The 25,646-nt window shown below is 67.4% G+C and carries 29 protein-coding genes and 1 pseudogene; 13 read left to right on the forward strand and 17 right to left on the reverse strand.

Annotated elements, in window-relative coordinates; all coding sequences use genetic code 11:
• Window positions 1-46: 46 nt before the first annotated feature.
• The 3 genes from ACYVF6_RS41565 to ACYVF6_RS41575 form a co-directional block, all read right to left on the reverse strand.
• Window positions 47-691 carry an SRPBCC family protein gene (locus tag ACYVF6_RS41565; protein ID WP_460530900.1) on the reverse strand — a complete coding sequence of 215 codons (645 nt, stop codon included), beginning with the start codon at window positions 689-691 and terminating at the stop codon, window positions 47-49.
• A 1-nt stretch (window position 692) separates the two neighbouring features.
• Window positions 693-1,100 (reverse strand): ArsR/SmtB family transcription factor, encoded by a 408-nt coding sequence (locus tag ACYVF6_RS41570; protein ID WP_460530903.1) that lies wholly within the window; start codon window positions 1,098-1,100, stop codon window positions 693-695.
• Window positions 1,101-1,199: 99 nt separating this feature from the next.
• The gene (locus ACYVF6_RS41575; protein WP_460530906.1) at window positions 1,200-2,723 is read right to left on the reverse strand and encodes a carboxylesterase/lipase family protein; all 1,524 of its coding nucleotides are present in this window, start codon (window positions 2,721-2,723) and stop codon (window positions 1,200-1,202) included.
• A 277-nt stretch (window positions 2,724-3,000) separates the two neighbouring features.
• Here ACYVF6_RS41575 and ACYVF6_RS41580 point away from each other — a divergent pair, with 277 nt between their 5' ends.
• Window positions 3,001-3,786, forward strand: coding sequence for a TetR/AcrR family transcriptional regulator (locus ACYVF6_RS41580; RefSeq protein WP_460530909.1), 786 nt, complete (start codon window positions 3,001-3,003; stop codon window positions 3,784-3,786).
• Window positions 3,787-3,846: 60 nt separating this feature from the next.
• On the opposite strand, the gene ACYVF6_RS41585 is transcribed toward ACYVF6_RS41580, so the two are convergent.
• From ACYVF6_RS41585 to ACYVF6_RS41595, 3 genes are read right to left on the reverse strand one after another with little or no spacing between them, the layout of a single operon-like run.
• Window positions 3,847-4,158 (reverse strand): hypothetical protein, encoded by a 312-nt coding sequence (locus ACYVF6_RS41585; RefSeq protein WP_460530912.1) that lies wholly within the window; start codon window positions 4,156-4,158, stop codon window positions 3,847-3,849.
• Window positions 4,159-4,192: 34 nt separating this feature from the next.
• Window positions 4,193-4,537, reverse strand: a complete 345-nt coding sequence (locus ACYVF6_RS41590) for an amino acid permease (protein WP_460530915.1) — start codon at window positions 4,535-4,537, stop codon at window positions 4,193-4,195.
• A 14-nt stretch (window positions 4,538-4,551) separates the two neighbouring features.
• Window positions 4,552-5,988 (reverse strand): MFS transporter, encoded by a 1,437-nt coding sequence (locus ACYVF6_RS41595; protein WP_460530918.1) that lies wholly within the window; start codon window positions 5,986-5,988, stop codon window positions 4,552-4,554.
• A gap of 144 nt (window positions 5,989-6,132) precedes the next feature.
• Between ACYVF6_RS41595 and ACYVF6_RS41600 the strand changes: the two genes are divergently transcribed.
• Together ACYVF6_RS41600 and ACYVF6_RS41605 are read left to right on the forward strand one after the other, a co-directional pair.
• Window positions 6,133-6,798 (forward strand): TetR/AcrR family transcriptional regulator, encoded by a 666-nt coding sequence (locus tag ACYVF6_RS41600; RefSeq protein ID WP_460530921.1) that lies wholly within the window; start codon window positions 6,133-6,135, stop codon window positions 6,796-6,798.
• A gap of 41 nt (window positions 6,799-6,839) precedes the next feature.
• Window positions 6,840-7,427 carry a GNAT family N-acetyltransferase gene (locus ACYVF6_RS41605; protein ID WP_460530924.1) on the forward strand — a complete coding sequence of 196 codons (588 nt, stop codon included), beginning with the start codon at window positions 6,840-6,842 and terminating at the stop codon, window positions 7,425-7,427.
• A 45-nt stretch (window positions 7,428-7,472) separates the two neighbouring features.
• On the opposite strand, the gene ACYVF6_RS41610 is transcribed toward ACYVF6_RS41605, so the two are convergent.
• Window positions 7,473-8,714 (reverse strand): sugar efflux transporter, encoded by a 1,242-nt coding sequence (locus ACYVF6_RS41610; RefSeq protein WP_460530927.1) that lies wholly within the window; start codon window positions 8,712-8,714, stop codon window positions 7,473-7,475.
• Window positions 8,715-8,806: 92 nt separating this feature from the next.
• On the opposite strand from ACYVF6_RS41610, the gene ACYVF6_RS41615 reads away from it, so the two are divergent.
• Window positions 8,807-9,766: a helix-turn-helix transcriptional regulator gene (locus ACYVF6_RS41615; protein ID WP_460530930.1), complete on the forward strand. Its 960-nt coding sequence runs from the start codon at window positions 8,807-8,809 to the stop codon at window positions 9,764-9,766.
• Between the two features lie 50 nt (window positions 9,767-9,816).
• On the opposite strand, the gene ACYVF6_RS41620 is transcribed toward ACYVF6_RS41615, so the two are convergent.
• Entirely contained in the window at window positions 9,817-10,308 is a 492-nt protein-coding gene (locus tag ACYVF6_RS41620; protein WP_460530933.1) for a winged helix-turn-helix transcriptional regulator, read from the reverse strand.
• Window positions 10,309-10,382: 74 nt separating this feature from the next.
• On the opposite strand from ACYVF6_RS41620, the gene ACYVF6_RS41625 reads away from it, so the two are divergent.
• Both ACYVF6_RS41625 and ACYVF6_RS41630 read left to right on the forward strand, forming a co-directional pair.
• Window positions 10,383-10,979 carry a dihydrofolate reductase family protein gene (locus ACYVF6_RS41625; RefSeq protein WP_460530936.1) on the forward strand — a complete coding sequence of 199 codons (597 nt, stop codon included), beginning with the start codon at window positions 10,383-10,385 and terminating at the stop codon, window positions 10,977-10,979.
• Window positions 10,973-11,806 carry an MBL fold metallo-hydrolase gene (locus ACYVF6_RS41630; protein WP_460530939.1) on the forward strand — a complete coding sequence of 278 codons (834 nt, stop codon included), beginning with the start codon at window positions 10,973-10,975 and terminating at the stop codon, window positions 11,804-11,806. The genes ACYVF6_RS41625 and ACYVF6_RS41630 overlap by 7 nt, the downstream gene beginning before the upstream one ends.
• A gap of 22 nt (window positions 11,807-11,828) precedes the next feature.
• On the opposite strand, the gene ACYVF6_RS41635 is transcribed toward ACYVF6_RS41630, so the two are convergent.
• Window positions 11,829-12,371 (reverse strand): cysteine dioxygenase family protein, encoded by a 543-nt coding sequence (locus ACYVF6_RS41635; protein ID WP_460530942.1) that lies wholly within the window; start codon window positions 12,369-12,371, stop codon window positions 11,829-11,831.
• 75 nt (window positions 12,372-12,446) lie between these two features.
• Here ACYVF6_RS41635 and ACYVF6_RS41640 point away from each other — a divergent pair, with 75 nt between their 5' ends.
• Window positions 12,447-13,304 (forward strand): LysR family transcriptional regulator, encoded by an 858-nt coding sequence (locus tag ACYVF6_RS41640; protein ID WP_460530945.1) that lies wholly within the window; start codon window positions 12,447-12,449, stop codon window positions 13,302-13,304.
• A gap of 162 nt (window positions 13,305-13,466) precedes the next feature.
• Complete coding sequence (locus ACYVF6_RS41645) at window positions 13,467-13,784, forward strand: hypothetical protein (RefSeq protein WP_460530948.1); 318 nt, start codon at window positions 13,467-13,469, stop codon at window positions 13,782-13,784.
• A 23-nt stretch (window positions 13,785-13,807) separates the two neighbouring features.
• Here ACYVF6_RS41645 and ACYVF6_RS41650 read toward each other — a convergent pair whose 3' ends face one another.
• The 4 genes from ACYVF6_RS41650 to ACYVF6_RS41665 form a co-directional block, all read right to left on the reverse strand.
• Entirely contained in the window at window positions 13,808-15,085 is a 1,278-nt protein-coding gene (locus ACYVF6_RS41650) for an ABC transporter substrate-binding protein (RefSeq protein WP_460530951.1), read from the reverse strand.
• Window positions 15,086-15,121: 36 nt separating this feature from the next.
• Window positions 15,122-15,955, reverse strand: a complete 834-nt coding sequence (locus tag ACYVF6_RS41655; protein WP_460530954.1) for a carbohydrate ABC transporter permease — start codon at window positions 15,953-15,955, stop codon at window positions 15,122-15,124.
• A complete protein-coding gene (locus tag ACYVF6_RS41660) occupies window positions 15,952-16,923 on the reverse strand; it encodes a carbohydrate ABC transporter permease (protein ID WP_460530957.1) in 972 nt (323 codons plus the stop codon). The genes ACYVF6_RS41655 and ACYVF6_RS41660 overlap by 4 nt, the downstream gene beginning before the upstream one ends.
• Window positions 16,924-17,082: 159 nt before the next feature.
• Window positions 17,083-18,633, reverse strand: coding sequence for a carbohydrate-binding protein (locus ACYVF6_RS41665; protein ID WP_460530960.1), 1,551 nt, complete (start codon window positions 18,631-18,633; stop codon window positions 17,083-17,085).
• Window positions 18,634-18,870: 237 nt separating this feature from the next.
• On the opposite strand from ACYVF6_RS41665, the gene ACYVF6_RS41670 reads away from it, so the two are divergent.
• Entirely contained in the window at window positions 18,871-19,680 is an 810-nt protein-coding gene (locus ACYVF6_RS41670) for an alpha/beta hydrolase family protein (RefSeq protein ID WP_460530963.1), read from the forward strand.
• A gap of 74 nt (window positions 19,681-19,754) precedes the next feature.
• On the opposite strand, the gene ACYVF6_RS41675 is transcribed toward ACYVF6_RS41670, so the two are convergent.
• Window positions 19,755-20,312: a MarR family winged helix-turn-helix transcriptional regulator gene (locus ACYVF6_RS41675; protein WP_460530966.1), complete on the reverse strand. Its 558-nt coding sequence runs from the start codon at window positions 20,310-20,312 to the stop codon at window positions 19,755-19,757.
• 213 nt (window positions 20,313-20,525) lie between these two features.
• Here ACYVF6_RS41675 and ACYVF6_RS41680 point away from each other — a divergent pair, with 213 nt between their 5' ends.
• Window positions 20,526-22,343: a hypothetical protein gene (locus ACYVF6_RS41680; RefSeq protein ID WP_460530969.1), complete on the forward strand. Its 1,818-nt coding sequence runs from the start codon at window positions 20,526-20,528 to the stop codon at window positions 22,341-22,343.
• A 129-nt stretch (window positions 22,344-22,472) separates the two neighbouring features.
• On the opposite strand, the gene ACYVF6_RS41685 is transcribed toward ACYVF6_RS41680, so the two are convergent.
• Entirely contained in the window at window positions 22,473-22,913 is a 441-nt protein-coding gene (locus tag ACYVF6_RS41685) for a peptidase inhibitor family I36 protein (protein ID WP_460530972.1), read from the reverse strand.
• 469 nt (window positions 22,914-23,382) lie between these two features.
• Between ACYVF6_RS41685 and ACYVF6_RS41690 the strand changes: the two genes are divergently transcribed.
• Window positions 23,383-23,640: a hypothetical protein gene (locus ACYVF6_RS41690; RefSeq protein WP_460530975.1), complete on the forward strand. Its 258-nt coding sequence runs from the start codon at window positions 23,383-23,385 to the stop codon at window positions 23,638-23,640.
• Here ACYVF6_RS41690 and ACYVF6_RS41695 read toward each other — a convergent pair.
• Window positions 23,630-24,019, reverse strand: a complete 390-nt coding sequence (locus ACYVF6_RS41695) for a DUF302 domain-containing protein (protein WP_460530978.1) — start codon at window positions 24,017-24,019, stop codon at window positions 23,630-23,632. The genes ACYVF6_RS41690 and ACYVF6_RS41695 overlap by 11 nt on opposite strands.
• A 68-nt stretch (window positions 24,020-24,087) precedes the next feature.
• Between ACYVF6_RS41695 and ACYVF6_RS41700 the strand changes: the two genes are divergently transcribed.
• Window positions 24,088-24,270: a YbbN family protein gene (locus ACYVF6_RS41700; RefSeq protein ID WP_460530981.1), complete on the forward strand. Its 183-nt coding sequence runs from the start codon at window positions 24,088-24,090 to the stop codon at window positions 24,268-24,270.
• A 27-nt stretch (window positions 24,271-24,297) separates the two neighbouring features.
• Window positions 24,298-24,561, forward strand: a complete 264-nt coding sequence (locus ACYVF6_RS41705) for a metal-sensitive transcriptional regulator (RefSeq protein WP_460530984.1) — start codon at window positions 24,298-24,300, stop codon at window positions 24,559-24,561.
• A gap of 445 nt (window positions 24,562-25,006) precedes the next feature.
• On the opposite strand, the pseudogene ACYVF6_RS41710 reads toward ACYVF6_RS41705, so the two are convergent.
• Window positions 25,007-25,642, reverse strand: a pseudogene (locus ACYVF6_RS41710) (NADPH-dependent F420 reductase); the annotation flags it as partial.
• Between the last annotated feature and the right edge of the window lie 4 nt (window positions 25,643-25,646).

Consider the following 25,646-nt stretch of genomic DNA (forward strand, 5'->3'; position numbering starts at 1 on the left):
ACCTGCCTGCTGTGGGGGTGCCGGTCGGCCCACCGCAGCGGGGATGTCAGGTCGGGTCGGGTGCGTAGAACGTGGTGGTGGCCTCGACCGCGGCCGCGACGTGCTCCGGTTCGCCACCAGCGGCCAGGTGAGCTTCGCCCCAGGCCGCGGCGCTGCGCCGGATGAACTCGCGCCCTTCGGGCGACTTCTGGACCGCCTCGTGGTCGGCGGTCTCGCCACCGGCCAGCAGCCGGGCCAGGGCGAGGAGATGCAGGTCCCAGCCAACGCCGCCGGCACCGGGGCCGTAGGTCGGGAAGAGGGGCTCCTCGACGACCGCTGCGTGGATCAGCTCGAATTCCGTATCGCCGGTCGCGCCCGGGACCAGGCGCACTTCCACCTCGCTCGTGCCGGGCCAAGCGTCGGCGTCCGCTCCGTAGAGCCAGGACACCTTTAGCAGACGCGGCGGTTCGCACTGGAGGATCTCGCCGTGCTCACCACCGTCCAACTCGAACTTCCCACCAACCCGCAGATCCCCGGTGACCGGCCTCAGCCAGCGACGCAACCGCTCCGGGCTGGTAATCGCGTCCCAGACGTCGTCGATCTGCGCTTCGTATCGACGCCGCACCTCGATGGTGTACGCCTTGCCTGCGGGCACGCTGCCCTTGCCCATCGCCCGGTGCGCGGCGGCCAGTTCGTCCACTATGTCTTTCATGTCATGTCCCCTTCGCCGATGGATCGGTCTTGTCCGCATCGGTGCCGGACCCAACCGGTCGGATGGGCGCCCCACCAGCCGGAGTGCGAGCTGCACGCCGGCCCCGGGCCAGCTCGGTTCCCAGAGCGTCGAGGCGTTGATCCCACAACCGGCGAAACCGGTCCAACCACGCGTCAACCTCGCTCAGCGGCGCGGACTCGACGGCGTAGAACCGGCGAGCGCCCTCAGCCCGCACCGACGCGAACCCGCTGTCACGCAGCACGCGCAGATGCTGTGAGACACCCGGCTGGGAGAGTCCGAACTCGGCCCGGATCACGTCCGTGATCGCGCCAGAGGTCTGCTCACCGTCGGCGAGCAGCTCCAGAATGCGCCGGCGCACCGGGTCGCCCAGGATGTCGAACGCGTGCATGGGCCAGGATCGTACCAGTCCTCACTTATATAAGTCAGTGCTGGCATCCTGACCCATGCTCGGGCCCAGATCCTCACATGGCGGACTTGGTTGATCAGGTCACGAGCCTATTGAGGTCCAGAAGGCGCATTGGTGTTCCTGGGCGAGGTCGGCCGAGGTGATTCTTGGAGTGGCGAGTGACTGGACGTGGTCCTTGTTCTGGAATGGCTGCCACCGTGGCAGGCCGGGACCGTTCGGGCTTCCGGTGCGTGCGAACTGCGTCCAGTAGCGCATCATCGTCGTGGAGAGTTGTTGCTGTGCGGGTGTGCTCGGGCCTGGGAGTTGCTCGTCGGTGAAGAGGTACTGCAGTTCGGCGCCGTGGAACGCGCCGGCCGGGAAGTTGGGTTTGGGGAGGGTGCTGAACCACGGAGCGGTCTCGTCGGCGAACTCGTAGGCGTACAGGCGTGTCCGTGCGGCGAGTGCGCGGTCTCGGTCGAGGACCGGGCAGCCCCACGCCCAGTCGGTGACGACGGCCGACAATGCCTCGCCGGCGGAACGGAACTGTTCGACGGGATAGCGGGTCAGGATCCGTTCGGCGTCCGGCTGGTCGAACAGCGTGTGGATTTCTTCGCGATAGCTGGCGGGGGTCGTCAGCTGGCCGGTTGCTGCTTCGATTGCCGCGGTGAACAGGCGGTGCTCGTCCCGCGTGGTTCCCTGGATGATCGGTACGTGGTTGAAGCGGCCGGTTGCGAAGGCGCGATCCGGGCTGAGGGGCAGCATGCCACCGCCGACGGTGGGTCCTGATCCGACGCCGTCGTCGGACCACTTGGTGAGCTGGGCCGTAGGTTTGGCTCGCAGGCAGGCCGCGGCAGTGCGCGGGTCGGAGCAGCCGAGCTTGGCTGCGACATCGAGGCCGTGCTGCTCGCGTTCGGAGCGTGGCAGCGGAAACCAGGTCGGCGGTCCGGGCGACCACTTCTGCCCGGTGCATTGGGCGCTTTGCAGGATCGCCTTCTGGAACAGTCCTGCCGATCCTGGCGCGACCAGCTGGGAACAGACGCTGGTGCCTCCTGCGGACTCACCGAAGATCGTGACGTTGCCCGGGTCGCCGCCGAACGCCGTTGCGTTGCGCTGGACCCACCGCAACGCGGCCTGCTGGTCTTCGAGGCCGAAGTTCCCCGAAAGTTGCCGAGCTCCTCCGTGGTTCAGCGCCGGATGGGCGAGGAAGCCGAAGATGCCCAGCCGGTAGTTGGGGCTGACCACGACGACCTGGCCGCTGTTCGCCAACTGCTGTGCGTCGTACAGGCTGCCGGCTCCGTTGATGAAGCCGTTGCCGTGGATCCACACCATGACCGGCAGCTTGTGTGCGCGGCTGTCGCGTGGCGTGGTGACGTTGAGGTAGAGACAGTCCTCGGTCGTGCTGGCCTCGTCGATCAGCCCTTCGGCCTGGGCACAGCGATTCCCGGGCTTGGTGGCGTCCCGGATGCCACGCCAGGACGCGGCCCGTTGCGGCGATGCCCAGCGGAGCCGGCCGACCGGCGGTGCGGCGTAGGGAATTCCTTGGAAGAGCCGGGCCTCCGCGGTGAGCGTGCCGCGTACTACGCCGGCGTCGGTCGAGACCACGGCGTCCGCGGGAGTTTCCGGCATGCCACGGTCGTTCGTCCTGGCTCCGGCTGCTCCGGCTGCTCCGCCTGCTCCTGCACAGGCCGCCGCCGAGCTCGTGAGCAACGCCGCGGTCAGCAGCACTCCGAGCCGGCGAGAAAGGTCGAACCGCGGTCGTCGCCGACCCGGTCGGTCGTGGTGATCCTGCTGTCCCATGGCGTGCTCGCATTCTCTGTATTCGTGTGTGGGCCACACTAATATAAAGTGTAAGGTACACACGAAGTCAAATACCGAGTTCCGCGGGGCGTGAGGAGCCGACCTGATGCCGCTGACCGACACGATGACCGACGATGCGGACCTGCCACCGGGGCTCGTGCTGGCGTGGGGCCTGCCCGCCAAGTCGAACAAGCTCGGCCGGAAGCCGACGCAGAGCGTCGAGCAGATCGTCGGCGCGGCCCTCGAGCTCGCCGATGCCGGCGGGTTCGCCGCGTTGTCGATGCCCAAGATCGCCCAGAAGCTTGGGCTGACCGCCAACGCGATCTACAGGTACGTCAGATCCCGCGACGAGCTGTTGGTACTGCTCGGTGACGCAGCCTGGGGTCCGGCACCGGACCGGGTCGCCGACGCACCGGACTGGCGAGCCGCGGCGACCGTCTGGACGCAGGCGATGGTCGATCGGTGCGACGTCCACCCCTGGCTCTGCGATCTGCCCATCCGCGGAGCGCCGGTGACGCCGAACATGCTCGGCTGGGCAGAGGCGATCCTGAAGGTGCTGACCGGTGCCGGGCTGAGTCCCACCGAAAGCCTGTCGTGCGCGTTGCTGCTGGACGGTTATGCCCGGCGGATCGCCAGCACGCGTCGCGATGTGCGCGAAAGCACCATGACCTCCGTCCAGCCGGCAGCGGTGACACGATTCCTGCAACCTCGGCTGCACGAACTCGGATACTCGATCCTGGCCGCCCTGATGGCCGGCGACCAGTACACCGACGAGGTCCACGACGCCGACGTGACCTTCGGCCTCGAGCGGATCCTGGACGGCATCGACGTACTGATCGCTCAGAAGCGGTCGCCGCGCCGGCAAGAAGGACCCACCGACCGCCAGACGTAGCGGCAGCGTCAGAGGGCGGCCTGGTCGTCGAGCCCGTCAATCCTGGCGTGCCTGGTTGTGTCACGCGGTCTGCTCGATGGTGCTTGCCTGGTGCGATGCCCGTAGCCGTTGGTACACGACGGATGCGACGGCGATCGCGAGTGGGAAGATGACATACCGGCCGGTGGCGGCCAGCAGCAGCAAGGCAAGGGCGACAGAGACGTACGCCGCGGCGCGAACCAGGCTGTGCCGTGGCAGCAGCCTGGTCGCGGCGGCCGCGCCGGCCGCGTACACCGCCGCGAACGACGCCGACGACGCGAGCACGAGCGGTTCGATCGCGGCGCCGCTGATCGCCACTCCGAGATAGCAGGCGCCGGCGACCGTCGACAGCACGGCGAGGCTGCGGCGCGGGACTTCGCCGACCGCGCTACCGGCAGCGAGCCACGCGGGTAGCGCACCGTCGCGACCACCAGCCGGTCACCGCCGCGGCGCCGGTGCCGAACGCGCGGCGGACGTAGGTGGCCACTCCACCCGCGTCGGGATACCGCGCCGCAAGTCCCGCGAAGGTCGCTGCCAGCGGCACCGAGAGAACGACCAGCGCGAGCCAGGCGAGCAGTGACGCCGGCCCGGCTGCTCGCGCGGTCATACTCGGCAACGCGACCACGCCGGTTCCGAGCACCGCGCCGAGGTACAAGGCGGCACCCTGCAACGCGGTCACCCGTCCCTGGCGCCTGCTTCCGCCCGGAAGCTCCGTCCGATCTGCGATCCGCATGTGCCCGACCTCCGTCAGGTGAGTTGAGCTGAGCGGCGCCGGGTGGTAAGTGCGATCAGGGAGGTGATCACGATGCCGCCGGCGATGGCGAAGACCGCGGCCCTGATCCCGCCGCTGGTGGCGATTCGCAGCGCGTCGCCCTGGAGTCCGCGGGCGTTGGCATTGGCGATCAGGACCAGCACGGCGAGGCCGAGTGCTGCGCCAATCCCTGAACCGGTGGTGACGATCCCCGAACCGACTCCCTGCTGGCGGTCGGGTACACCGGTCGACGCGGCGATGTACATGGTCGTGAACACCATCCCGTCGCCGATGCTGACAGCGATCAGCCCGGGCACCAGCCAGGCGTAGGAGCCATCCGGTGTGAGGGTGAACCCGAGCCAGCATGCGCCTGCGGCGCCTACGGCGAGTGCGCCCAACAGCGTGCGCCGGACGCCGATCCGGGTGACGACGCGGCCGGCCAGTACCGAGCCGGAGACCACCACCGCGGTGGGCAGCAGAAACCCGAGGCCGGTGGCCAGCGGGTCATATCCCCAGACGTCCTGGAGGTGGATGGACAGAAAGTACAGCAGTGACCCAAAGGTGGCCGTGAAAAGGAACGCGACGGTCGTGGCCAGGATGAGGCTGGGGTTGGTCAGCAGGTGGAGTGGTAGCAGCGGATCGGTGCTGCGCCGCTCGATCACCGTGAACGTTCCGAGCAGCAGCAACCCGGCCACCACAGCGGCCACGATCCTCGGTGAGCCCCACCCTGCGTCTGGTCCACGCACCAGCGCGAACACCAGCAGGGTCACCGCGGCGGTGGCACTCAGTGCGCCGGGCAGGTCGAACCGCCGACCCACCTCACGTGCCCGGTCTGCGCCAATGAGCGCGAACGCCAGCACGATCGCGACGCCGGCCAGCGGAACGTTGACGAAGAACACCGCCTGCCACCCGAAGGTGTGGGTGAGCACTCCTCCGAGCAGAACGCCGATGACCAGGCCGGCAGCGCCGGCTCCGCCCCATACGCTCAGTGCGCGATTTCGCTCGCGGCCCTCGGTGAAGGTCGTGTTGATGATCGCCAAAGTGCTGGGGAAGACCAACGCGCCACCCAGTCCCTGCAAAGCGCGGCCGGTGAGCTGGAGGAGCGGCACGGTCGCCAGCCCTCCGACGGCCGACGCCACGGCATAGATCACCAGCCCAGTAATCAGGACCCGGCGCCGGCCGAGCAGGTCCGCGGCCCGGCCACCGAACAGGAACAACCCGCTGGAGGCGATCGCGTATGCGCTGATGACCGCCTGCAGAGTCTGGGCTGAGTAGCCCAGGTCACGGCCGATCTCGGGCAATGCGACCACGACGATGTACTGATCCAGCGAAACGATCAGCATCGCGAACGACAACAGCGCCAACCGTGCGGTCCGGCGATCCCGGCGCGGCGCCGCGGGCACCACCGCGGTCAGTACGGGCTCACGCAACATGGTGTGCACTCCCTTGGTCAGGTGTGGAAGGCGTCGATCCTCGACCGACCGTCAGATGAACTGTACGGCTCAGTTCATGTGAACGCAACCGTTCAGTTCAGCTGAACTGAACGGGGCAGTTCATCAGTCTGGTATCGTGCAGACATGAGTGATGGAGGACGACGGACGCCCACCGGCGAGCGCGCCGATCTCAAGCGTCGGGCAATCGTCGACGCCGCCCGCGTGGTATTCCTTGCTCGCGGCTTCGAAGCCGGCATCGACCTCATCGCCGAACAGGCCGACGTATCGAAGGTGACGATCTACAACCACTTCGGAAGCAAGAGAGAGCTGTTTCTCGCCGTCGTCCACGACGCCCTCAGGGAGGCACTCCAACAGGCGACGATCGCCCTGGAGAAGAGCCTGGCCGAGTCGGACGACATCCAGGAGATCCTCGTGCAGACAGCGCGAGGATGGGTGGCAGGTATGGCGCAGCCGCAGGTGCTTGCGCTACGCAACCTGGTCGCCAGCGAGGCACAGCGGTTTCCCGAGCTCGGCCGAGCATGGAAAGCCAACGGCCCCGGCCCGACATCTGCCATCCTCGCTGAGGAGTTCCGCAAACGAATCGACACCGGCGAGCTCGACATCCCCGACATCGATCTGGCCCTGGTCCAGCTTTACGGACTCGTCCTCTATCCCCACTTCACCCACATCGCCTACGGCGAGCGGATCAACAAGAAGCGCACACAGGAGCTCATCACCAGTGGTGTGGACATGTTCCTCACCTACTATCGAACCGCGCGCCATGCACGGCGCGGGGGTCGGGGATCTTGAACCGCCGTGGACCTGTCGGCAGTGGGATGTATGTTGCCGGCATGTCCGACTTCACGATCCGGGCGCTCACGCCGGAGACGTTCGACGACTTCGCCGCTCTCGTCGAGCGGAACGGGGGCATGTTCGCCAGCTGCTGGTGCACGAAGTTCCATCCGGACTGTGCGGACAAGGGGCAGAGCGCGGAGGGGAACCGGGCGCTCAAGCAACGTCTGGTGGTCGAGGGGATCGCGCACGCGGCGTTGGTCTACCACGGCGACCGGGCCGTGGCCTGGGCGGAGTACGGGTCACCGGAGGAGCTGCCCGACATCCAGCATCGTAAGGAGTACCTCGCCACTGCCGAGCGCCTGCCCGACTACCGGGTCACCTGCATCCTGGTCGAGCGCGGCTTTCGCGGTCGGGGCCTGGCGGCGCTCGCCCTGCGTGGAGCCGTCGGACTGGTCGCGCAGGCCGGCGGCGGCCTGGTCGAGGGCTACCCGCACGACACCGGCGGGGTCCGGAAGAAGAACTCCTCGTTCCTCTATAACGGCACCCGCACGATGTACGAGCGCGAAGGCTTCACCTACGACCGGCCCAAGGGCCAGGGCAACTGCGTGATGGTGCGCGAGGTGGCCCCGAGCCCGCGCGACTGAAGCCCTCCAGCGCTCCACGCGGAAACGCAGGCTGCCCGGGGAGCCTCAGGCGTCGTTTCGGGTGGGGGTGTTGCGACAGGTGCGTGCGGCGATGAGGAGCAGCCATCCGATGGCGCAGAGTACGCCGCACAGGATGAGGGCTGCGCGGAATCCAAGCGCCTCCGCGGTCGCACCCGCGAGAATCCCGGCAACGAGGGACCCGGCGACGGCGGTGTTGGACAGCAGGGTGGTGGCCCGGCCCGGCTGGCGTGGCAGGAGATCGTGGAAGTAGGTGATGCCGAGTGCGAGCACGACCGAGATGGCGGTGCCGCGCGCGGCTTGGGCGGCGACGATGAGCCAGACGCTGCTGGAAACGGCGATGAGGGCGAAGTAGGCGAGGAACAGCAGGAAGCCGAGCAGGATGACGCGTTCCCTGTTGACGTGGGCGGGCATCCGAGTGAGCGCGAGTGCGGCGACGAACTCCACGATCGCGCACACGCTGAACATAAGACCGACGTCGCCGTAGGGGCGGTCGAGCTCGTCGGTGACGTAGAGGGGCAGGGCGACCGAGCCGGCGAACATCGCGGTGTGGAACAGCGCGAAGCTTGCCACGACGAGCGGAACGAGCCACTTCGGCCGGCCTGGCTCGCTTTGATGGGTGCCCCTCGGGACCGACGTAACGGCCCGCGGTACGCGGAGCGGCAGCAGGGGCACCGCGACGAGGGCGAAACAGATCGCCGCGGCCAGGAAGAGCCCATCGAACTCGTAGGCGGCCAGGATCGCACCACCGGCCATCGGGCCGACCGCCCAGGCCATCGACCACATGGACCGTAGCGCGGGCGTTGCCCGTTCAGTTCTGCCGCCCCGGTCAAGATGACTGCGAGCCAGCGCGAACAGTTGCGGGAAAGCCGCCGCACCCGTTCCCAGGAACACCGCGCCGATGACGAGCAACACTGGAAACGATGTCGTCTGCGTCAGCAACAGGTAGCCGACGGCCGATCCGCTGACGGCCAGCAACAGCGGACGGCGGCTCGGATTCCGGTCATAGCGCCGGCCGAGCCAGGTGCTGATCACCATGCCGCTGAGCCCGGTGACCGAAACGAACGTCCCGATGGCCAACGGCGACAGCCGTGCCTGGTCGGCGCCGAACAGCACGAGGTACGGGCCGGTGATCGAGTCGGCCACTCCCAGCAGCAGCACAGCGGCCAGCAACCCTGGCAACGGCCCGGCGATCCAAGCCGCGCGACGTGAACGAGTCCGCAGCGTCAGCTGGTCAGCGGGTGTCTCGTCGACAGTCTTCCTACTCATGGCGTCTCCAGAACGCGAGAGTTGTGGTGGCAGCTGTGACGCTAGCGAGCTCTGCTGACATCTGCTGTCAGTTGCTTTGGCAGAATGTTGGGATGCGGGCCAGCCGGCTGGTGTCCATCGTGCTGTTGCTGCAGTCCCGTGGCCGGATGCGGGCGCGGGACCTGGCCGACGCCCTCGAGGTCACAGTGCGGACGATCTACCGGGATGTCGAATCGTTGAACGCGGCAGGGATTCCGATCGTCGGCGAGGCCGGCAACCACGGCGGCTACTCCCTGCTGGAGGGCTATCGCACCCGGCTGACCGGACTGACCACCGACGAGGCGCAGTCTCTGTTTCTCAGCGGTGTTCCGGCCGCGGCGGCGGCCCTCGGCGTCACCGAGCATGCCACGGCCGCACAGTTGAAGCTCCTGGCCGCCATCAACCCGACCTTGCGCGACCAAGCCGAGCACGCCCAGCAGCGCATCCATCTCGACCCCACGCCCTGGGGATCGGTCAGCAACCCGGAGCCATGGCTGCCCCAGCTCTACAAGGCGGTCTGGTCCGACCGCCTGATCCGCATCCGGTACGGCACCTCACAACGCGATCTGCTCGTCACGCCGCTGGGTCTGGTCTGCAAAGGCGCGAACTGGTATCTGATCGCCATCCGGGACGAGGAGTACCGCACCTATCGGGTCTCTCGCATCCAGCACGTGGTCCCGACAGAGCAGACCTTCACCCGCCGTCCCGACTTCGACCTGGTTGTCCACTGGCAGGCCACAGTCAACTCCTACACCGACACGCTTCCACGGACCGTCGTCAAGCTACGGCTGCGCGGGAGCGCCCTCACCCGTGTGCGTTGGGTACAGGCTCACGCTCGAACCATCTCCGAACCCGACCCACACGGCTGGGCCAACGCCGAACTCGTCCTGGAAGACGAAGACAACGCCCTCACCGTGATCCGAATGCTCGGAAGCGACGTCCTCGTCGTCGAACCACGAACCCTCCGACGCCAGGCCATCCTCGCCGCACAAGCGTTCGCAGACGCTAACACCGACCTGTCCAACCCGACCTGACACTTCGAGTGCGCCGGCATGCTTCGGTGCGCTTGCGCTTGTCGTGCTGCTCAGTCGACTCGTTCCTGTTCGACGGCGGAGGCGGCGTCGAGGCGTGCGAAGGCGGACGGGCCGTCGTGCGGCTTTGGTGGGGCGTCGAGGTGGCGAACGCGGAGCTCGTCCATGAGCTGCTCGACGAACGCCGGGCCCGCGTCGCGGATGAGGTGGTGGCGGTTGCGGAGTTCGGTGCTGCCCGGGCGCCAGTCGAGGCCCCAGTTGCCGAGGGCGCAGATGATCGGCAGGGTCTGGATGCCGGCTTCGGTGAGGCTGTAGCGGGCGCGCTGGCCGCGGGCGGCGGTGCCGCGGGTGAGGATCCCCGCATCGACGAGACGTACGAGGCGGTCGGCGAGGATGTTCGACGCGATGCCCTCCATCGACCCGGTGAGCAGCGCCCGGAAGTGGCGGCGGTCGCCGAAGCTGATGTCGCGCAGGACGAGCAACGACCAGCGATCCCCGAGTACCTCGACGGCGGCGTTGATCGGACACCCGGACCGTGGTTCCACAACTCCTCCTTGACAGGTAGGTCGCTCCCAATATAGTAGTTGCAAATCGCAAGCACTCTGGGGATGAGGTGACGATGGGCCGGTTCGTGTATGCGATGAACGTGTCCCTCGACCTGCGGATCGAGCAGGTCCCGGGGGACAACGGCGCGGGGGAGTGGCTTCGCCTCAGCGAGGAGCTGCACCGCGAGGCCAACGCGCGGACACGGGAGCTCGCGCTGATGGTCCATGGCCGGATCATCTACGAGACGATGGAGGAATATCAGCCGCGGGCGCGCGACGACGCGTCGCTGCCGGACGTTCTGCGTGAGTACGGCGAGATCTGGACCGCGAAGCCCAAGGTGCTCGTCTCCCGCACCCGCCGCAGTGCCGATCACAACACCCGGATCATCGGCGGAGACGACGCGATCGAGCAGCTCGCCGCCCTCCGCGCCCAGACCGACGGCACGATCAGTGTGGGCGGCGCGGCGCTGGCCACCCAGTTGCTCCGCGCCAACCTGCTCGACGAGCTGCTGCTCACCACCCATCCCGCGATCCTCGGCTTCGGCCGGCCGCTGTTCGACGAGTACGACCTGCCCATCGAGCTCGACCTGCTCGAGCAGCGCACGTTCGAGTACGGAGTCACGATGCACCACTACGCCATCCGGGACGCGAAGGAGACGAGCTCGTGCTGAGGCAGGTCGCGGATGGTGTGCTGGTCCACCAGAGCGAGTTCGTGCAGACCAACGCCGTTGTGGTGCAGGGCCCGGCCGGTGTGTTGCTCATCGACCCCGGCGTGACCGAATCCGAGCTGGCCCAGCTCGCGAACGACGTTCGCGAGCTGGACCAGCCTGTTGTGGCAGGGTTCTCCACCCATCCGCACTGGGATCACCTGCTCTGGCACGCCCGGCTCGGCTCGGCACCCCGTTACGGCACGGTGCGTTGCGCGGCCACAGTCCAGGAGCACCTGTCGGACGCAGCTGCGAAGGCCGGCATCGCCGAGCATCTGCTCGAGACGGAAATCGCCGGGCAGGTACCGCTTGACGACCTGTTCGGCCGCATCGCCGGCCTGCCCGCCGACACCGCGCAGATTCCCTGGGACGGCCCGCGAGTCCGCGTCCTCGAGCATCAGGCACATGCCCCGGGCCATGCGGCACTGTTGATCGAGGAACGCGGGGTACTCGTCGCCGGCGACATGCTGTCCGATGTCCTGGTTCCGATGCTCGACGTGGCCGCCGCGGACCCGATCCAGGACTACCTCGCCGCACTACAACTGGTCGAGGACGCGGCCAACCACGTCGACATCCTCGTCCCCGGCCACGGATCCGTGGGCATGGGCGATCAGGTCCGCGCACGGATCCGACTGGACCGCGCGTACGTGCAGGCCCTACAAGACGGCAGCGTCCCCGCCGACCCACGGATCGGCCCAACGGCCAAGCCTGGCTGGGAATGGGTGGCCGACGTACACGAAGGGCAGCTCCAACGCCTCGCCCAACGAAACCAGGACGACGGCACACGGTGAGCAGCTTCAGGTGCTGGTCCCGTCAGCGGTCGTGCCGCTGCTCGTAGGTGCGGCGCACGCTGCTGCCGTTGCTGAGGTCCGCGCCGTACACATGCAGCGTGATCGCGACCGTGTCGCCGGTGTTGCGGACGCGGTGGATGTCGTCGGGTGGCGCCACGCCGCTGACCGAGCCGGCGGGCCGGTGCCGCTCGCCGATCTCGACCAGGCGGTCGCCGTCGATGTCGTACAGGGTCTCGGTTTCGGAGCCCTGCAACACCACGAACGAGCACCACACCAGGTGGTCGTGGATCTCGGTCACCTGGCCCGGCCGCCACACCACCGCGGACACCGAGAACGCGGCCTCGGCGTGCAGGGTGTGCCGGGTGTAGCCGTCGGGCGAGCCGGCCCGTTCGGCCTCGGTCAGGAGGTCGACGTCCGGCCTGGCCTCCGCCAGGACGTCGGCCACGTCTTTCGCGATGGTCCGCGGGTCCGCCCGCCGGCGGGTGCGTGACTGGATACGGGCGACCAGCTCGGCCAGGCCGGGCCTGGGCGGCGAGTCGACGGGGATGGTCATCTGCTCTGTCATGACAACAATGCTCGCTGCCAGCGGTCATGACGTCCAATGCCAAATCTTCCACACATCAATAGATAAACTTGATGGATGAACCTGACGCACCTTCGGGTACTCGAGGCCGTCGCACGCCACGGATCGGTGACCGAGGCGGCCAAGGAGCTGCACTACTCCCAGCCGTCGATCAGCCATCACCTCGGGCGGCTGGAGGCCTCGATCGGTGCCCGGGTCATCCAGCGCGTTGGCCGCGGCATCCGGCTCACTCCCGAGGGCGAGCTGCTGGCCCAGCGGGCCAGGGAGATCATCGGACGGGTGGAGGCGACCTCCGTCGAGATCGCCGCCCAGGTCGGGCTCCGGGCCGGGCGGGTGCGGGTCGCCGGCTTCCAGACGGTCCTCAGCACGATCGTCCCCAAGGCGGCGGCCGAGCTGGCCACGTCGTACCCGGGTATCGAGCTGAACCTGGTCGACGTGCACCCCGTCGACGGGCTGCGAATGCTGCGCGCCGGGCACGTCGACATCGCTCTGGTCTTCCGGCACGCGGACACTCCGGACGAGGAGGCGGGCTTCCGGCTGACCCACCTGCTGGACGACCCGCTCTATCTGGTCAGCCAGGAGGCGGACCAACGCATGGAGGACCACCGCGACTCCGCCTGGGTAGGCGGATGCGAGCGCTGCCGCGCGACGATGGTCGCCGCCTGCAGGCAAGCCGGCTTCACTCCGCGGATCGCGTACTCCAGTGACGACATCGTCGTGATCCAGTCGCTCGTGGCAGCCGGCATGGCGGTCGCCACCCTGCCCGGCCTCGCACTCCAGGCGCACCGCACGCCGGGGATCCACACCACCGAGATCGATGGCTTCACCCGGCACATCTACGCCGTCACGTACGGCGAGCCGCCCGACCCGCCCGCGACGACCGCCATGCTCGAGATTCTCAAGCCGACCGCATAGCCGCCTCGACGAGCTCGACAGGCCGGCCGGCGGGCTGTTCGTGGCCGTCGAGCATCGTCGCTCCGCACCGATGCTGCCGCTGCGCATCTTCGCGTCTCGCCGGTTCTCCGCGGGCACCGCAGCCGGCCTGATCTTCAACTTCTGTCTCTACGGAACGCTCCTGTGCGTATCCCGGTTGCTGCAGGGATCTCTTCGGCAGACCTCGTTCCACGCCGGATGTCGATCTTCCCGCTGACCGTTGCGATCGGAGTCGGTGCGTTCGCCAGCGGGCGCCTGACCGCACGGTTCGGTTCGCGGATCCCCATGCCGGCCGGATACGCGTTCGGCGCGGTCGGCGCCGCGGTGCTGCTGACCACGGGTCCGTCCGGGCCGTTGCCGACCGTCGTGCTCGGTGTCACGCTGCTGGGTTTCTGCTCGATCGCCATGCCTGCGATGAGCGCGGTCACGCTGGCCACCACGGCACGCCGCGACCAAACCTGAACACCAACGCCTCAGGTGGCCGGTCAGCCTTGCTGTCGCGGTACGGACGCCACGACCCGTTGCGCCTCCTGGAGTGCCTGTGCCGGTGTCTTGGTGCCGGTGATGGCGGCCTGGATCGCCGTCCAGATCGCCTGTGAGACCTTCGGGTAGTTCGCGCCGTACTCGGTGGTGCGCGGCCGGGCGGTCAACGACTCCTGCGCGAAGACCTTGTACTCCGGTCCGCCCTTCAGGAACTCCTCGGTGACGGCCGGCTTGGTGGGCAGGTAGTACATCGCCTTGGTCATGTGCTGCATGACCGACGACTCCTGGAGTCCCTTGACGAACTCCCAGGCCAGCTTCTTCTGCTCGTCGTCGCCGGAGTTGCCCAGCGTCCAGGTTTCACCGCCGAGTGGGGCGATGACCTTCTGGCCGGGTTGCCGTACGGGGATCTCCGCGATGCCGTAGTCCTGCTGGTACTTCCAGCCGGCCTTGTCCAGATCCGGGAGGATCCACGGCCCGTTGATCATCATGGCCGTCTTCTTCTGCAGGAACTGCTGGGTCAGCTCCGGGGCCTGGTCCCACTGCAGTATCGACTTGGACGTCGAGCCCTGCTCGACCAGCGTGGTCCACAGCTCGAGGGCCTGGACGAACTGCGGGGAGTCGACCTTGCTCAGGCTGGCCCCGTTGGTCCAGAAGAACGGCTCCAGCTGCCAGGTCGCCTGCTCGTCACCCGGCGCGGAGAACGCCATGCCGTAGGTGGGTTGCTTGGTCAGCTGCTTGGCCGCGGTCACCAGCTCGGCCCACGTCTCCGGCGGCTTGACGCCGGCCGCGTCGAGCATCTTCTTGTTGTAGAACAGGCCGGTGGAGTTGGCGCCCACGGGGTAGCAGTAGTGCTTGCCCTGGAACGCGCATTCTTTGATGGCACCGTCGTAGTAGCCCGCTGTGGTGTAGCCGGGCAGGTCGTCGAAGGCGCGCAGCTGGCCGGTGGCCGCGACCTGCTGCACGTTCGGGTTGTCGATGATGACGATGTTGGGCAGGTCGGAGGCAGTTGCCGCCTGCAGCACCTTGGGCATCAGATCGCCGAACGGGACGCTCTGCCGCTTGACGTCGACGCCCGCGTGTTCGGCTTCGAACTTCTTGATGTACCAGTTCACCGCGTCGTTACCGCCGCCGGTGGTGTAGTAGTCCAGCATCGACAGCGTGACCTTGCCGCTGTCGTCCGACGACGAGCCGCAGGCGGTGACCGTCGTGACCGTCATGGCCAGTGCGATCGCGGCCGCACCGGCGCCGAACAACCGGCGCCGCGGTGTTGTCCTGTGCATGGAGTCCTCTGCTTTCCGGTGCAGGCCGTATGGGGCCTATCCCTTGACTGAGCCGACTGTCAGGCCGGCCGCGATGTAGCGTTGCGCGGCGATCAGCAGCATCGCCGCGGGCAGCAGCCCTATGACCGCCAACGCCATGGCCGAGCCGAGACTCTGCTGGAACTGGCCGATGTAGGAGAAGATGCTGAGGGTGATCGGCGTCATGCCGCTGCTGCCGGGCAGCAGCGTCAGCGCGAAGATGAAGTCGCCCCAGCCGTTGAGGAACGCGAACACCGCCACGGTGATGATGGCCGAACGACTCATCGGCAGCACGATGCTGGTGAACGTCCGCCACTCGCCGGCGCCGTCGACTTCGGCTGCCTGCAACACATCGGCAGGCAGCCCGAGCATGAAGGCTCGCACGACCAGGATGGCGAACGGCACGGCGTAGCTCGCGTCGGCCAGGATCAGCCCGGGGTACGTGTTCAGCAGGTCCAGCTTGTGGTACAGCAGGAACAGCGAGTTGGCGATCACGATCGACGGGAGGATCTGCGCCACCAGCAGCCCTCCGACGAGGATTCCCGTCACCCGGAAGCGATACCTCGCCAGCACGTGCGCGGCCGGCACCGAGATGACCAGGGTCAGCAGCGCTGTGCCCACGGCGATCAGCAGCGTGCTGGCGATGTGGCCGCCTTGCACGTCGATCACGTTGCGGTAGTTGTCGAGGGTCGGCGTCGGCGGGAAGAAGTTGTAGCGCGCGCCGATGAGCTGCTCGTTGGTCTCGAACGAGGCGATGATGACCGCGTACAAGGGAAACAGCAGGACCACCAGCGCGAGCAGTGAGCCGATCGTGGCCAGCACGGTGGTGACGGGTCGCTGTCGCCGGTTCATGACCCGCCTCCTCGAAGCGACTCCCGGTTGAGCCAGATGTAGACCGGCGCGGCCAGCAGCGCGATGAGCAGCAACACGGTGTTGAGCGCCGCGCCCGCGCCGTAGTTGAACTGCTGGAACGTCAGGTTGTACGCCCAGGGTGCGAGGAGCTGCGTGGTGTTGGCGGGGCCGCCCTGGGTCAGCCCGATCACCACGTCGAACACCTTCACGGTGAAGACGAACCCGAGCACGAACACCACTTCGATGACGGGCCGGATGATCGGTATCGTCACCCGGGTCAGCCGCTGCCAGGCGTTCGCGCCGTCCAGCATCGCTGCCTCCTGTAGCTCGATCGGCACGTCCTGGAGCGCGCTGAACAGCAGCACAGTGAAGAACGGGATGCCGATCCAGATGTTGGCCACCAGGATGCTGACGAACGCCAGGTTCGGCGTGAGCAGGAACCCGATGGGCCGGTCGACGAGGTGCAGGTATTGAAGGATCTGGTTGACCGCGCCGGCTTCCTGCTGGAAGAGGAACTGGAAGGTGAAGCCGGTGATCAGCAGCGGCAGCAGCCAGGGGATGATCACCAGCGAGCGGGCCAGCCGGTTCAACGGGAAGCGTAGGTTGAACAGCAGCGCCAGGCCGAACCCGATCAGGAACTGGAAGACCAGCGACCCCACGGTGAACACGAACGTCCGCACGATGACGCTCTGCGTGGTCGGGTCGAGCAGAACCAGCTTGTAGTTTTCCAACCCGGCAAACGGTGCGACCAGCTCGGAGATCGTGGCCGGCGACGTCTGCTCGAAGCTCAGAACCAGGTTGTAGACCACCGGTACGACGAACGCGAACAGCACGTAGATCGCCGCCGGCACGAGGAACGCCAACCGGACCCGCCGGGTCAACCTCACCCTCGCGTCGCGGTTGCGCACCACCCGGTCCGAGACGCGCCTCGTCGGAGCCAGACCGGCCCTGATCGTAGGCTTGGCCACCGAGCTTCACCTCCCACGGACCCGAACGAGCCGTAGTGCGTCCGGTATCCGCCGTCGCACGGGCCTTTCCCCCAATACCACCACGAGCGCGCCAAGACCGGGCAGGAATTGGCACGCTCGTGGTCAGCGCCCTGGCTCGTGGACGGATGGAGTGAGGAGCTACGAGCCGAAGGTGACGACGAGGTGGCCGTCGGCGGCGAAGGACCAGTGCAGGGCGCCGGCGTAGGAGGAGCAGCGGGATCCGTTGGTGCCGGACCAGAACTGGTTGGAGCTGTCGGCGTCGCCGATGATGCGGTCGTTGGTTCCGGATGAGCTGCGGCAGGAGGTGTTGTTGCGGAACACCGAGGTGCCGCCGTCGAAGGAGAAGTTGCGTTCGGCGTTGTCGATACTGACGTTGTCCGACACGGTCATGGTGCCGAGGTTGCGGTTGTAGGTGAAGCCGTGCTTGCCGTTGTGGTAGGCGATGTTGCGCCGGACGATGTGGTTGACACCGATGTCCTCGCCGCCGAGCTTGTAGCCGTTGCGGTCACCGTTCCCGGCCTGGGAGCCGTCGCTGAGCGTGCCGTTGTTGTACGACAGCGAGTCCTCGATCGTCACCACTCCGATGGGACCGGTGTCGGGCTTGGTGTAGAGGTCGTAGCCGTCGTCGATGTTGTTGTGGGAGACGGTGTAGCGGAAGACGTTCCCCGGTCCGACGGTGAGTTTCGGTGCGAAGCCGTCGGCGTCCTCGCCGTCGGAGTCGGCGTTGTCGTGCGACTCGGCGCTCAGGATGAGGTTGCCGGCCGGCCACTGACTCTGTGGCGTGTCGGACGCGATCCGCGACAGCTGGAGCCCGGAGTCGCGGTTGAAGCGGGTCACCGTGCGTTCGACGATGTTGTTGCTGCCGCCGACGAAGATTCCGTTGTCGCCGGCGTGCTCGACGACGATGCGGTACAGGCGCCAGTACGACCCGTTCAGTGCCAGTCCCCGGTTGGCGGAGTCCTCGGCCTGGGCGGAGAAGTTCAGTACCGGTGTCTCGTTCTGGTAGGCCGACAGGGTCTTGCGTGCGCTCGAGGTGCCGCTGTTGCCCGGGGCGATGGTGACGGTCTGGGAGTAGCCGTACGTTCCGCCGCGCAGGTAGATCGTCCCGCCGGGCTGGATGCGGGTCAGTGCGGAGGGGAGCGTCGTCGGGTCCGAGAGGGTTCCGGACGCGGAGTCGCTACCGCCCGGTGCCACGTAGAGCACCGACCCCGCCGGCGGTGTAGTCCCACCGACCTCGACGTCGAGGTAGTCGACGTTGGGCAGCCCGCCGGACCCGGTGGCGGTGAGCCGGATGACGTTGCTGCCGGAACCGACCGGAACCGTGAGCGTCTTGGTCGCCCACGCCGACCACGCTCCCGTGCCCTCGAACGACGCCGACGCGGCGGACGAGCCGTTGACGGTGACGTTCGCCGGCCGAGCGGTGGCCGTCCCGTTGGCGAACCGGACCGAGAGCGTCGCGTTGCCGGCCTGAGGCGCGTTCACCGTGAACTGCGCCGCCACACCGCTGCTATTGGTGGTGTTGCAGAATCCGGTACCGGAGAACCCGGGGTAGTTGGAGTCGATCGTGCCGTCACAGGTGGCCGGAGAACTTTCCGCCTCGTAGCGCACAGGAGCGGCTTGCGCGGCATTGACCGGGACCAGCGCTGCGGAGGCGGCGAGCAAGCCGGCAATCCCGGTGGTCAGAGCCATTCTCACGTTACGGGCCATGGCCTTCCCTTCTGTCATGAGAACACGGCCATGCTAGGTCGTCACGCGTGAACTATTACGAGAGAAATGTGGACTATCACGCGCTGAGCGTGACTGGACTTTGTGACATGTCAGTTCTGTGTCGGCGCGGTGCCGTAATGCCCGACATGTGGAGCTTGCCGCCGGCTATGTATCGACAGCCGGAAGCACTGGGTCGCCGGCCGCGGTAAGACTTGAGGCATGAGTGAGGCCAGCGCCGGCTATGACTACGAGATCGTCTACGGCCCGGCGGCGGACAATGTGATCGAGGTCTGGGAGAGCCGGTCGGAGCCGGTCATTGCTCAGCTTGTCGTCATCCACGGTGGCTTTTGGCGGGCCGCCTACACTCGGCGGCACGTCAGGCGGCTGTGCGCCGCGCTCGCGAGGGCCGGAAACACCGTGTACTCGATCGAGTATGGCAGGCCGGGCGGTGTCGAGTCAGGATGGCCCGGCACGTTCCGGGACGTCGCTTCCGCTGTTGACGCGTGCGTATCCCATGCGGTCACGGCGAGCCCGAACGGCAGGATCGTGCTGCTGGGGCATTCGGCGGGCGGTCACCTGGCTCTGTGGGCGGCGTCCCGGCACCGTTTGCGGGAGGCGCCGGCGGGGCTGGCCGGATGTGCCCCGCCTGTGTTCGCGGGCGTCATCGCGCTCGCGGGCGTCTCCGACCTGGGTTTGGCAAGCGGCCTGGGGCTCGGGAACCGGGCCGTCGACCAGTTCATCGGCGGCGATCCGTCCTCTTGCGCGGAGCGGTTCGCGACGGCGGACCCGACCAGGTTGGTGCCCACGGGCGTTCCCAGCATCCTGATTCACGGCGAGCTGGACACGAGCGTTCCGCTGGAGGTGAGCCGATCGTATGCGGCTGCCGCCCGGGCCGCCGGAGACCGTAGTGACGTGTGGGTGCTGCGCGGGACCGGCCACCTCGAGCTGATCAACCCTCACTCCGGTGCCTGGCCCTTCGTCCTGTCCGCCATCGCCACGTTGGCCGTCGAACGCGTCGAACCTGTTTGACAGCACTGGTGCGCCCCGGGCTCGCCGACAGCTGTCCGCTCCGTACACAACCGGCTCAGGTGGTGTCTGTCGAACTACTCGGACGTGGCGGAGGATCGCCGGGACGGGCTGTCGTCGGTGGCGAGCAGCTGGGATCCCTCGGATTCCGCGGCGAGCACGAGCTTGCGCAAGAGACTCGACAGCTGCGAGCGCTCGGATCGGGTCAGGGCCGAGAGCAGAGCCTTCTCCGCGTCGATGTTGACTCCTATCGACTCGTCCAGAGCCGCGTGCGCCTTGTCGGTCAGCTCGATCAGTAGTCGACGGCGATCTGAGGGATCGTGCATCCGCTTCACGTATCCGGCATGCTCGAGGCGGTCCAACCGGCTGGTCAGTGTCGCGGGATGAATTCCGGCGCGTTCGGCGATCAGGGTCGGTGCGCCGCGGTACGGCGCGCCGAGGGCGCGCAAGTGCCAGATGATGTCGTACTCGAAGCTCTTCAGGCCGTGCGCGGCGACCGTGCCGGCCCGGAGTCGATGCATGCGTCGGACGAGCACCTGCATGCGCACGACGGCACCCTCGACGACCGGATCGAGTCCGGGCACCTCGCGCTTCCACAGCGCGATGTGGCGGTCGATCGAGTCCCTCTTGGTCATGCGAGGGATCCTACGGCGTAAGGCCGGGATCGTCGGAGAGAACGCCGGATCGGGCAATGGTATGGATACGGATATTACCATCTCGTATCATCATCGGGATCGCCAACGTGTGAAGCGAGTTTGCCGATCCGCGCCAGCGCGGCGCCAGCAGGAGGGAGCAAACTCCATCCGACAACCTGTGTCGGAGATCTCCTACTTCGAAGTGGAGGTTCGATGAAGTCACATCGTGCTCGCCGGGCAGCCTTCCTGATCGCGCTGGTACTCCTCACGACGCTTGGGTGGTCGCCGGGCTTGGCGTCGGCCAACACCGTGGGCACTGCCCTGTACTCGGTCGGGCCCAACGAAGGCGTTACCTACGCGCGGGTGATCCGGCTGGCTCATTCGGGGGCGGCGAACGGTCGTCTGCTGGCGACGTTCGAGTTCGGTGTCAACGACGGCGAGGCCAGGGTGCCGGTCCGGCAGAGTCTGGACGACGGGGCTTCCTGGTCGTCACTGGCCAACGTCGCTGACGGGCAGACCGGCGCCGCGCATCCCTCGTCCAGCATCTATCAGCCGTTCCTGTACGAGTTGCCGCAGCAGGTGGGCGCCTATCCCGCCGGCACCTTGTTGTTGACGGCGAACGTGATCGGCACGGACAACTCCACGAACTTCCAGCTGTGGCGCAGCACTGACCACGGCGCGACGTGGACGTACGTCAGCATGTACCAGTACGCGCGCAACGCCGACGTCGGCGGTGACGACCCTGGAATCTGGGAACCGTTCCTCACCCTGAACGGCGCCGGCAAGCTGGTCGCGTTCTTCGCCGACGAGCGGCAGCGAGCCACGCACTCGCAGTTCGTCGGCCATGTCGTGTCCAACGACGGAGGCGACACCTGGAGCGCGAACCCCGACGGCAGCACGAACTACGCGCCCGGGTTGGTGAAGGATGTCGCGTCGCCGCCGCAGGTGGAGCGGCCGGGCATGCCGACGGTCACCCGGCTGCCGAACGGCACGTTCGTGCTCGCCTACGAGATCTGCTCGACCAGCCGGGGCGCCTGCGAGGCCTACCTGAAGAAGTCCATCGACGGCGGCAATGTCTGGGGGAGCGGACCGGCGGACCGGGGCACGTTCGTGCAGACCACGGATGGCCGCTACCTCGGCTCCAGCCCGTACGTCACCTGGAGTCCTGGCGGTGGGCCGAACGGGCAGTTGCTGATGGCGGGCATGCACGTGCGCTACACCGCCGGCGACGGGTTCGCGTACGAGAATCACGAGGCGGTGTTCGTCAACACCAACAACGGTGACGGCGCCTGGTCGTGGTTCCCGGCGCCGTTGCAGATCCAGGACGGCGGGCCGGGCAGCCTGTCCAACTACAGCCCGAGCCTGCTGCCGTCGGTCGATGGCCGCGAGGTGCGCTACACCGCTCCGTCGAACCTCGCGGGTCAGCCGAGGTCGGAACGGACCGAGAGCGCGAACGCGGGTGTGCTGCCCTATACGGCGCCCTGGACCGGCGGTGCGTCGGGTGGTTCGCAGAAGGGTTGGAAGCACTATGGCGGGACCTGGGGTCTCAGCGGCGGCGTCATGTCGGAGAGCGCCGGTGGTACCGGCGGCAGCAAGTCGCTGGCCGGCTCGACCGGATGGACCAACTACGTGCTCGAGGGCGACGTGCGCCGCAACTCGGCCGGAGCCAACGGCAACGCGGGCCTGCTGCTCCGGGTCAGCGATCCCGACATCGGCACCGACGCACTGAACGGCTACTACGTCGGCGTCGGCGCCACCGGCCTGATCCTCGGCCGGCAGGCCTACAACTGGACCCAGCTGACTCCCGCCGCCGCGATCCCCGGCGGCTCACCGGTCGGCACCTGGATCCACGTAAGCGCACACGTGAGCGGCTGCACCATCAGCATCTCCGCCAAACGCGCCGACGATCCGAACGCGCAGCCGGCTACGGCGACCTACACCGATCCGGCCTGCTTCACCGCGGGCGCTGTGGGCGTCCGTACCTTCGACGGCACGGCTTCCTGGCGCAACGTGACGGTCGATCCGATCTGACGTCGTACAGGGGCGGACACGTTCGAGGTTGCGGTCCGAACCAGGCGTCACTCAGGCCGGCCATGGTCTGGAAGTCGGCAGGCGGTCTGCCGGACCGATCCGGCAGACCGCCTGCCGGTCGCCACTCGCTCAGGCGTTGCTGGGGTAGTGGAGGACGAGGCTGGTGCAGTTGTTGTTGGGGTCGTAGACCCAGGCGTCCATGATGTAGCTGAACTTGGTCTCGTGGCTGTATTCGCGGGGAAGCCAGCCGTACTTGTTGTACCGGTATGTGCCGTCTGCGTATCGGTCCCAGATCGAGATGGGTCCGGATGCCCGGCTCCAGATCGACCACGTGTGGTCCTGGAGTACTTTGCCCTCGAATCGCCAGCCTTCGCAGGGTGCGTAGTCGCCACCGAAGAAGTATCCAGGGCCGGTGTAGTGATCCTGACTCCAGATGCATACCTGGTAGTCCTCGCAGCCTTCCCAGTTGGTCTGGGTCACGTATGTGGCGTAGGGCGTGACGGTGGGGCTGATGGCTGTCGCCTGGGTGGCTCCGAGGGCGTCGGCGAGTGGCCGCATGGGCGTTGGCACGTATGACACCTTCACCACTCGGCCGTCGATCGAAGCGGTTCGGACGGGGTTGGCGGTGTCTGCGCTGGCAGTGAGAGCACCGCACAGGCCGGCGGTGCCGAGCGCGACGACAGTTACGAACCTTACGGCGAACCGTCGTGTTCTGGTTCGCCACATGTGTTGTTGGTCGGTCATCGGTGCTCCTGGAATCGGCGGGTCCGAACTCCAACCGCCAAGGATCATGTGATCTGGCGGCCATCACGAACCAGTACTGGTCCGACGCTCGGACGGTCTCACATCGCGCTGGCGGCACACTGGCGCGACCAGCCTGCCGAGAGCAGGTCGTAGGGCTGGCTCGTCTGGAGGTTTGGAGCAGAAATGGCTGGTCCGGCGCCCGTTCGCGTGCCATCCATCGCAGAGAAGGAATAGCCGGCCACCTCGGACGGTTGGTGCGGATACCCCTAAGGGTATCGGGCCAAGGAGTGGCGCAATGGACCAAAGATGTGAGCGATCGACGCTGTTGACCGGGTGCGGTCGCAGAGTCGACGTCGGCCAGTTCGTCATCGCCGAGGCGGCGGTCGGGCGGGTGGTGCTGCGGCTCGGCCCTGACCAGGACGGTCGGCAGCCGGCGTGGGTGACTTTCACGGCGGCCGAGGCGACCCGGCTGGCGAGCGCACTGCTGGAGCAGGCGACCGCGATCAGGCGTACGTGCCCCGATCGGTTGGAGACCAGCCCGTTCAGCCGATGAGCGCGTCGAGTGCGGCACGAAGTCGCCGGTTGGCCTCCTCGGCGATCGGAGCCAGGTCGGCCTCGCCAGTGAGTTCGACCATCGTGCCGGGGTCGAGCGCCTCGACGAGTGTGCTGTCGCCATCGGCGCGTACGACCACGTTGCATGGTAGGAGCATTCCGACCTGGCGGTCGACAGCCAGCGCCCGGTGGGCGAGTGGCGGGTTGCAGGCGCCGAGGATGAGGTAGTCCTCCATCTCCTCGCCGAGCTTCTCCTGAAGCGTGCTCCGGACATCGATCTCGGTCAGCACCCCGAAGCCCTGCTCCCGCAGCGCTAGGCGGACCCGATCCACTGCCAGGTCGAACGGTGCCCGCATCCGCACGGTCAGTCCGATGTTCATCAGCCGTCTCTCCTTTGTACCCCAGGGGGTATCATTGCGATGAGACCAGGATACCGGCAGGGGTATCGATGAGGGAGTGGGAATGGCCACTCTCCTCGATCCCCACGCTGATGGCGATCAGGGACGGTGTGGTGCTGTACGCCGAGCCTGGTGCGCTGCCGGCGCCCGCGCTCGAGGAGCTGATCGGCAAGGTTCAGGGGCTCGACATGGACCAGGTGCGCGCGTCGATCGCCCAGCGGAAAGCAAGCTGACCAGGAACACTCACAGAGGAGTTCGGTGTGGAGTTGAACGAGGATGTGCTCGCCGACGTGGTCAAGCGGCTGCGCCGTGCGCAGGGACAGGTTGGCGGGCTGGTTCAGATGATCGAGGACGGCCGCGACTGCAAGGACGTGCTGATCCAGCTGGCCGCGGTGTCGCGCGCACTGGATCGGGCGGGGTTCAAGCTGATCGCGAGCGGGCTGGAGCAGTGCGTGGCCGATGACACTGAGCAGGGCGCGGCCGACCGGGCTCAGCTGGAGAAGCTCTTCCTCACGCTGGCCTAGTACGACAGCAGTAGGTCAAGGTGTGGGCGAGCATGCTGGGGGTGGCCCAGCGGTGCCAGGAGGTCCGGCCGGGCAAAACACGACCCAACCCGCAGCATCAGCCCGGCCAACCCTTTCTCCCAGCCGGCAACCTCCACGCCAAGCGCAGCGGCCATCGCGGCCATGTCCGTTGTCTTCACAAACACCGACGATGCAGCGATGGCCGCGCACTGTCACTCGAGCTGTCGTCCAGCTTGGAAGCCGAGTCCATCCCGACACCGGCCGTACCGTGTTGTACGGCAGCCTGAAGTACGAGTACCTGTACCGGGCGCCGATCGACGACGGGGCGCGCTCGCGGTGGAGACCAGCCGGTTCCGCGACATCTACAACCGCGTCCGACCCCACCAGTGGCTCGGCGATCGCGCTCCTCATGAGGCCTACAGTGCCGGCGATAGCGCGGTCGCGCTCAGCCGGAGAACTCGTTGACGCCGAGGGCGAAGTCCCAGTTCCCCACGCCGTGGCGGGCCAGGCCCATCGTGACTACGCCCGCGCCTTCCAGCCAGTGCGCCATTTTCAGGCCGCCGACGTCCAGTGGGCGCAGCCCGAGGCTCTTGACGAATGCCGCCACGTCCGCCTTGGCCTGTGCATTGTCGCCGGCGATGAAGACGTCGGGACGGCCCTTCTCCAGGACCTGCCGGAAGATGGTGTTGAAGGCCTTTACCACGCTGGCGCTGGCCGGGGCCACCTTGGCGACTTCCTGCGCGATTGAGGTCTCCTCGCCGTGGACCAGTCCGTCGAACGTGGCGTTGAAGGGGTTGCTGATGTCGACGATGACCTTGCCCGCGAGGGCGTCTCCGAACTCGGCGACGACCGGAACGACACCGTCGTACAGCAGGGCCGTGATGACGATGTCCCCGGCCGGGACGGCGCCCCACTCTCCTGTCGTGGCGCTGCTGCCGAGAGCCTTGGCCAGGTCGGTGGCCTTGGCCTGGTCGCGGCCCATGATCTCGACGGTGTTGCCGCCGGCTAGGGCCAGCGCGCCGATGGTGCGGGCCATGTTCCCGGTGCCGATGATGCTGATGCTGCTGCTCATGAGTTGTCCCGTC

It is taken from the genome of Flindersiella endophytica (assembly GCF_054779015.1).

What these genes read in the sequence shown, in the direction of transcription:
- ACYVF6_RS41655 (WP_460530954.1), bottom strand. Translation starts at nt 15,955, where the DNA reads ATGAACCGGCGACAGCGACCCGTCACCACCGTGCTGGCCACGATCGGC.
- ACYVF6_RS41565 (WP_460530900.1), bottom strand. Translation starts at nt 691, where the DNA reads ATGAAAGACATAGTGGACGAACTGGCCGCCGCGCACCGGGCGATGGGC.
- ACYVF6_RS41625 (WP_460530936.1), top strand. Translation starts at nt 10,383, where the DNA reads ATGGGCCGGTTCGTGTATGCGATGAACGTGTCCCTCGACCTGCGGATC.
- ACYVF6_RS41675 (WP_460530966.1), bottom strand. Translation starts at nt 20,312, where the DNA reads ATGACCAAGAGGGACTCGATCGACCGCCACATCGCGCTGTGGAAGCGC.
- ACYVF6_RS41665 (WP_460530960.1), bottom strand. Translation starts at nt 18,633, where the DNA reads ATGGCTCTGACCACCGGGATTGCCGGCTTGCTCGCCGCCTCCGCAGCG.
- ACYVF6_RS41690 (WP_460530975.1), top strand. Translation starts at nt 23,383, where the DNA reads ATGGACCAAAGATGTGAGCGATCGACGCTGTTGACCGGGTGCGGTCGC.
- ACYVF6_RS41605 (WP_460530924.1), top strand. Translation starts at nt 6,840, where the DNA reads ATGTCCGACTTCACGATCCGGGCGCTCACGCCGGAGACGTTCGACGAC.
- ACYVF6_RS41640 (WP_460530945.1), top strand. Translation starts at nt 12,447, where the DNA reads ATGAACCTGACGCACCTTCGGGTACTCGAGGCCGTCGCACGCCACGGA.
- ACYVF6_RS41615 (WP_460530930.1), top strand. Translation starts at nt 8,807, where the DNA reads ATGCGGGCCAGCCGGCTGGTGTCCATCGTGCTGTTGCTGCAGTCCCGT.
- ACYVF6_RS41670 (WP_460530963.1), top strand. Translation starts at nt 18,871, where the DNA reads ATGAGTGAGGCCAGCGCCGGCTATGACTACGAGATCGTCTACGGCCCG.
- ACYVF6_RS41610 (WP_460530927.1), bottom strand. Translation starts at nt 8,714, where the DNA reads ATGAGTAGGAAGACTGTCGACGAGACACCCGCTGACCAGCTGACGCTG.
- ACYVF6_RS41580 (WP_460530909.1), top strand. Translation starts at nt 3,001, where the DNA reads ATGCCGCTGACCGACACGATGACCGACGATGCGGACCTGCCACCGGGG.
- ACYVF6_RS41650 (WP_460530951.1), bottom strand. Translation starts at nt 15,085, where the DNA reads ATGCACAGGACAACACCGCGGCGCCGGTTGTTCGGCGCCGGTGCGGCC.
- ACYVF6_RS41570 (WP_460530903.1), bottom strand. Translation starts at nt 1,100, where the DNA reads ATGCACGCGTTCGACATCCTGGGCGACCCGGTGCGCCGGCGCATTCTG.
- ACYVF6_RS41695 (WP_460530978.1), bottom strand. Translation starts at nt 24,019, where the DNA reads ATGAACATCGGACTGACCGTGCGGATGCGGGCACCGTTCGACCTGGCA.
- ACYVF6_RS41600 (WP_460530921.1), top strand. Translation starts at nt 6,133, where the DNA reads ATGAGTGATGGAGGACGACGGACGCCCACCGGCGAGCGCGCCGATCTC.
- ACYVF6_RS41680 (WP_460530969.1), top strand. Translation starts at nt 20,526, where the DNA reads ATGAAGTCACATCGTGCTCGCCGGGCAGCCTTCCTGATCGCGCTGGTA.
- ACYVF6_RS41635 (WP_460530942.1), bottom strand. Translation starts at nt 12,371, where the DNA reads ATGACAGAGCAGATGACCATCCCCGTCGACTCGCCGCCCAGGCCCGGC.
- ACYVF6_RS41575 (WP_460530906.1), bottom strand. Translation starts at nt 2,723, where the DNA reads ATGCCGGAAACTCCCGCGGACGCCGTGGTCTCGACCGACGCCGGCGTA.
- ACYVF6_RS41700 (WP_460530981.1), top strand. Translation starts at nt 24,088, where the DNA reads ATGAGGGAGTGGGAATGGCCACTCTCCTCGATCCCCACGCTGATGGCG.
- ACYVF6_RS41590 (WP_460530915.1), bottom strand. Translation starts at nt 4,537, where the DNA reads ATGCGGATCGCAGATCGGACGGAGCTTCCGGGCGGAAGCAGGCGCCAG.
- ACYVF6_RS41595 (WP_460530918.1), bottom strand. Translation starts at nt 5,988, where the DNA reads ATGTTGCGTGAGCCCGTACTGACCGCGGTGGTGCCCGCGGCGCCGCGC.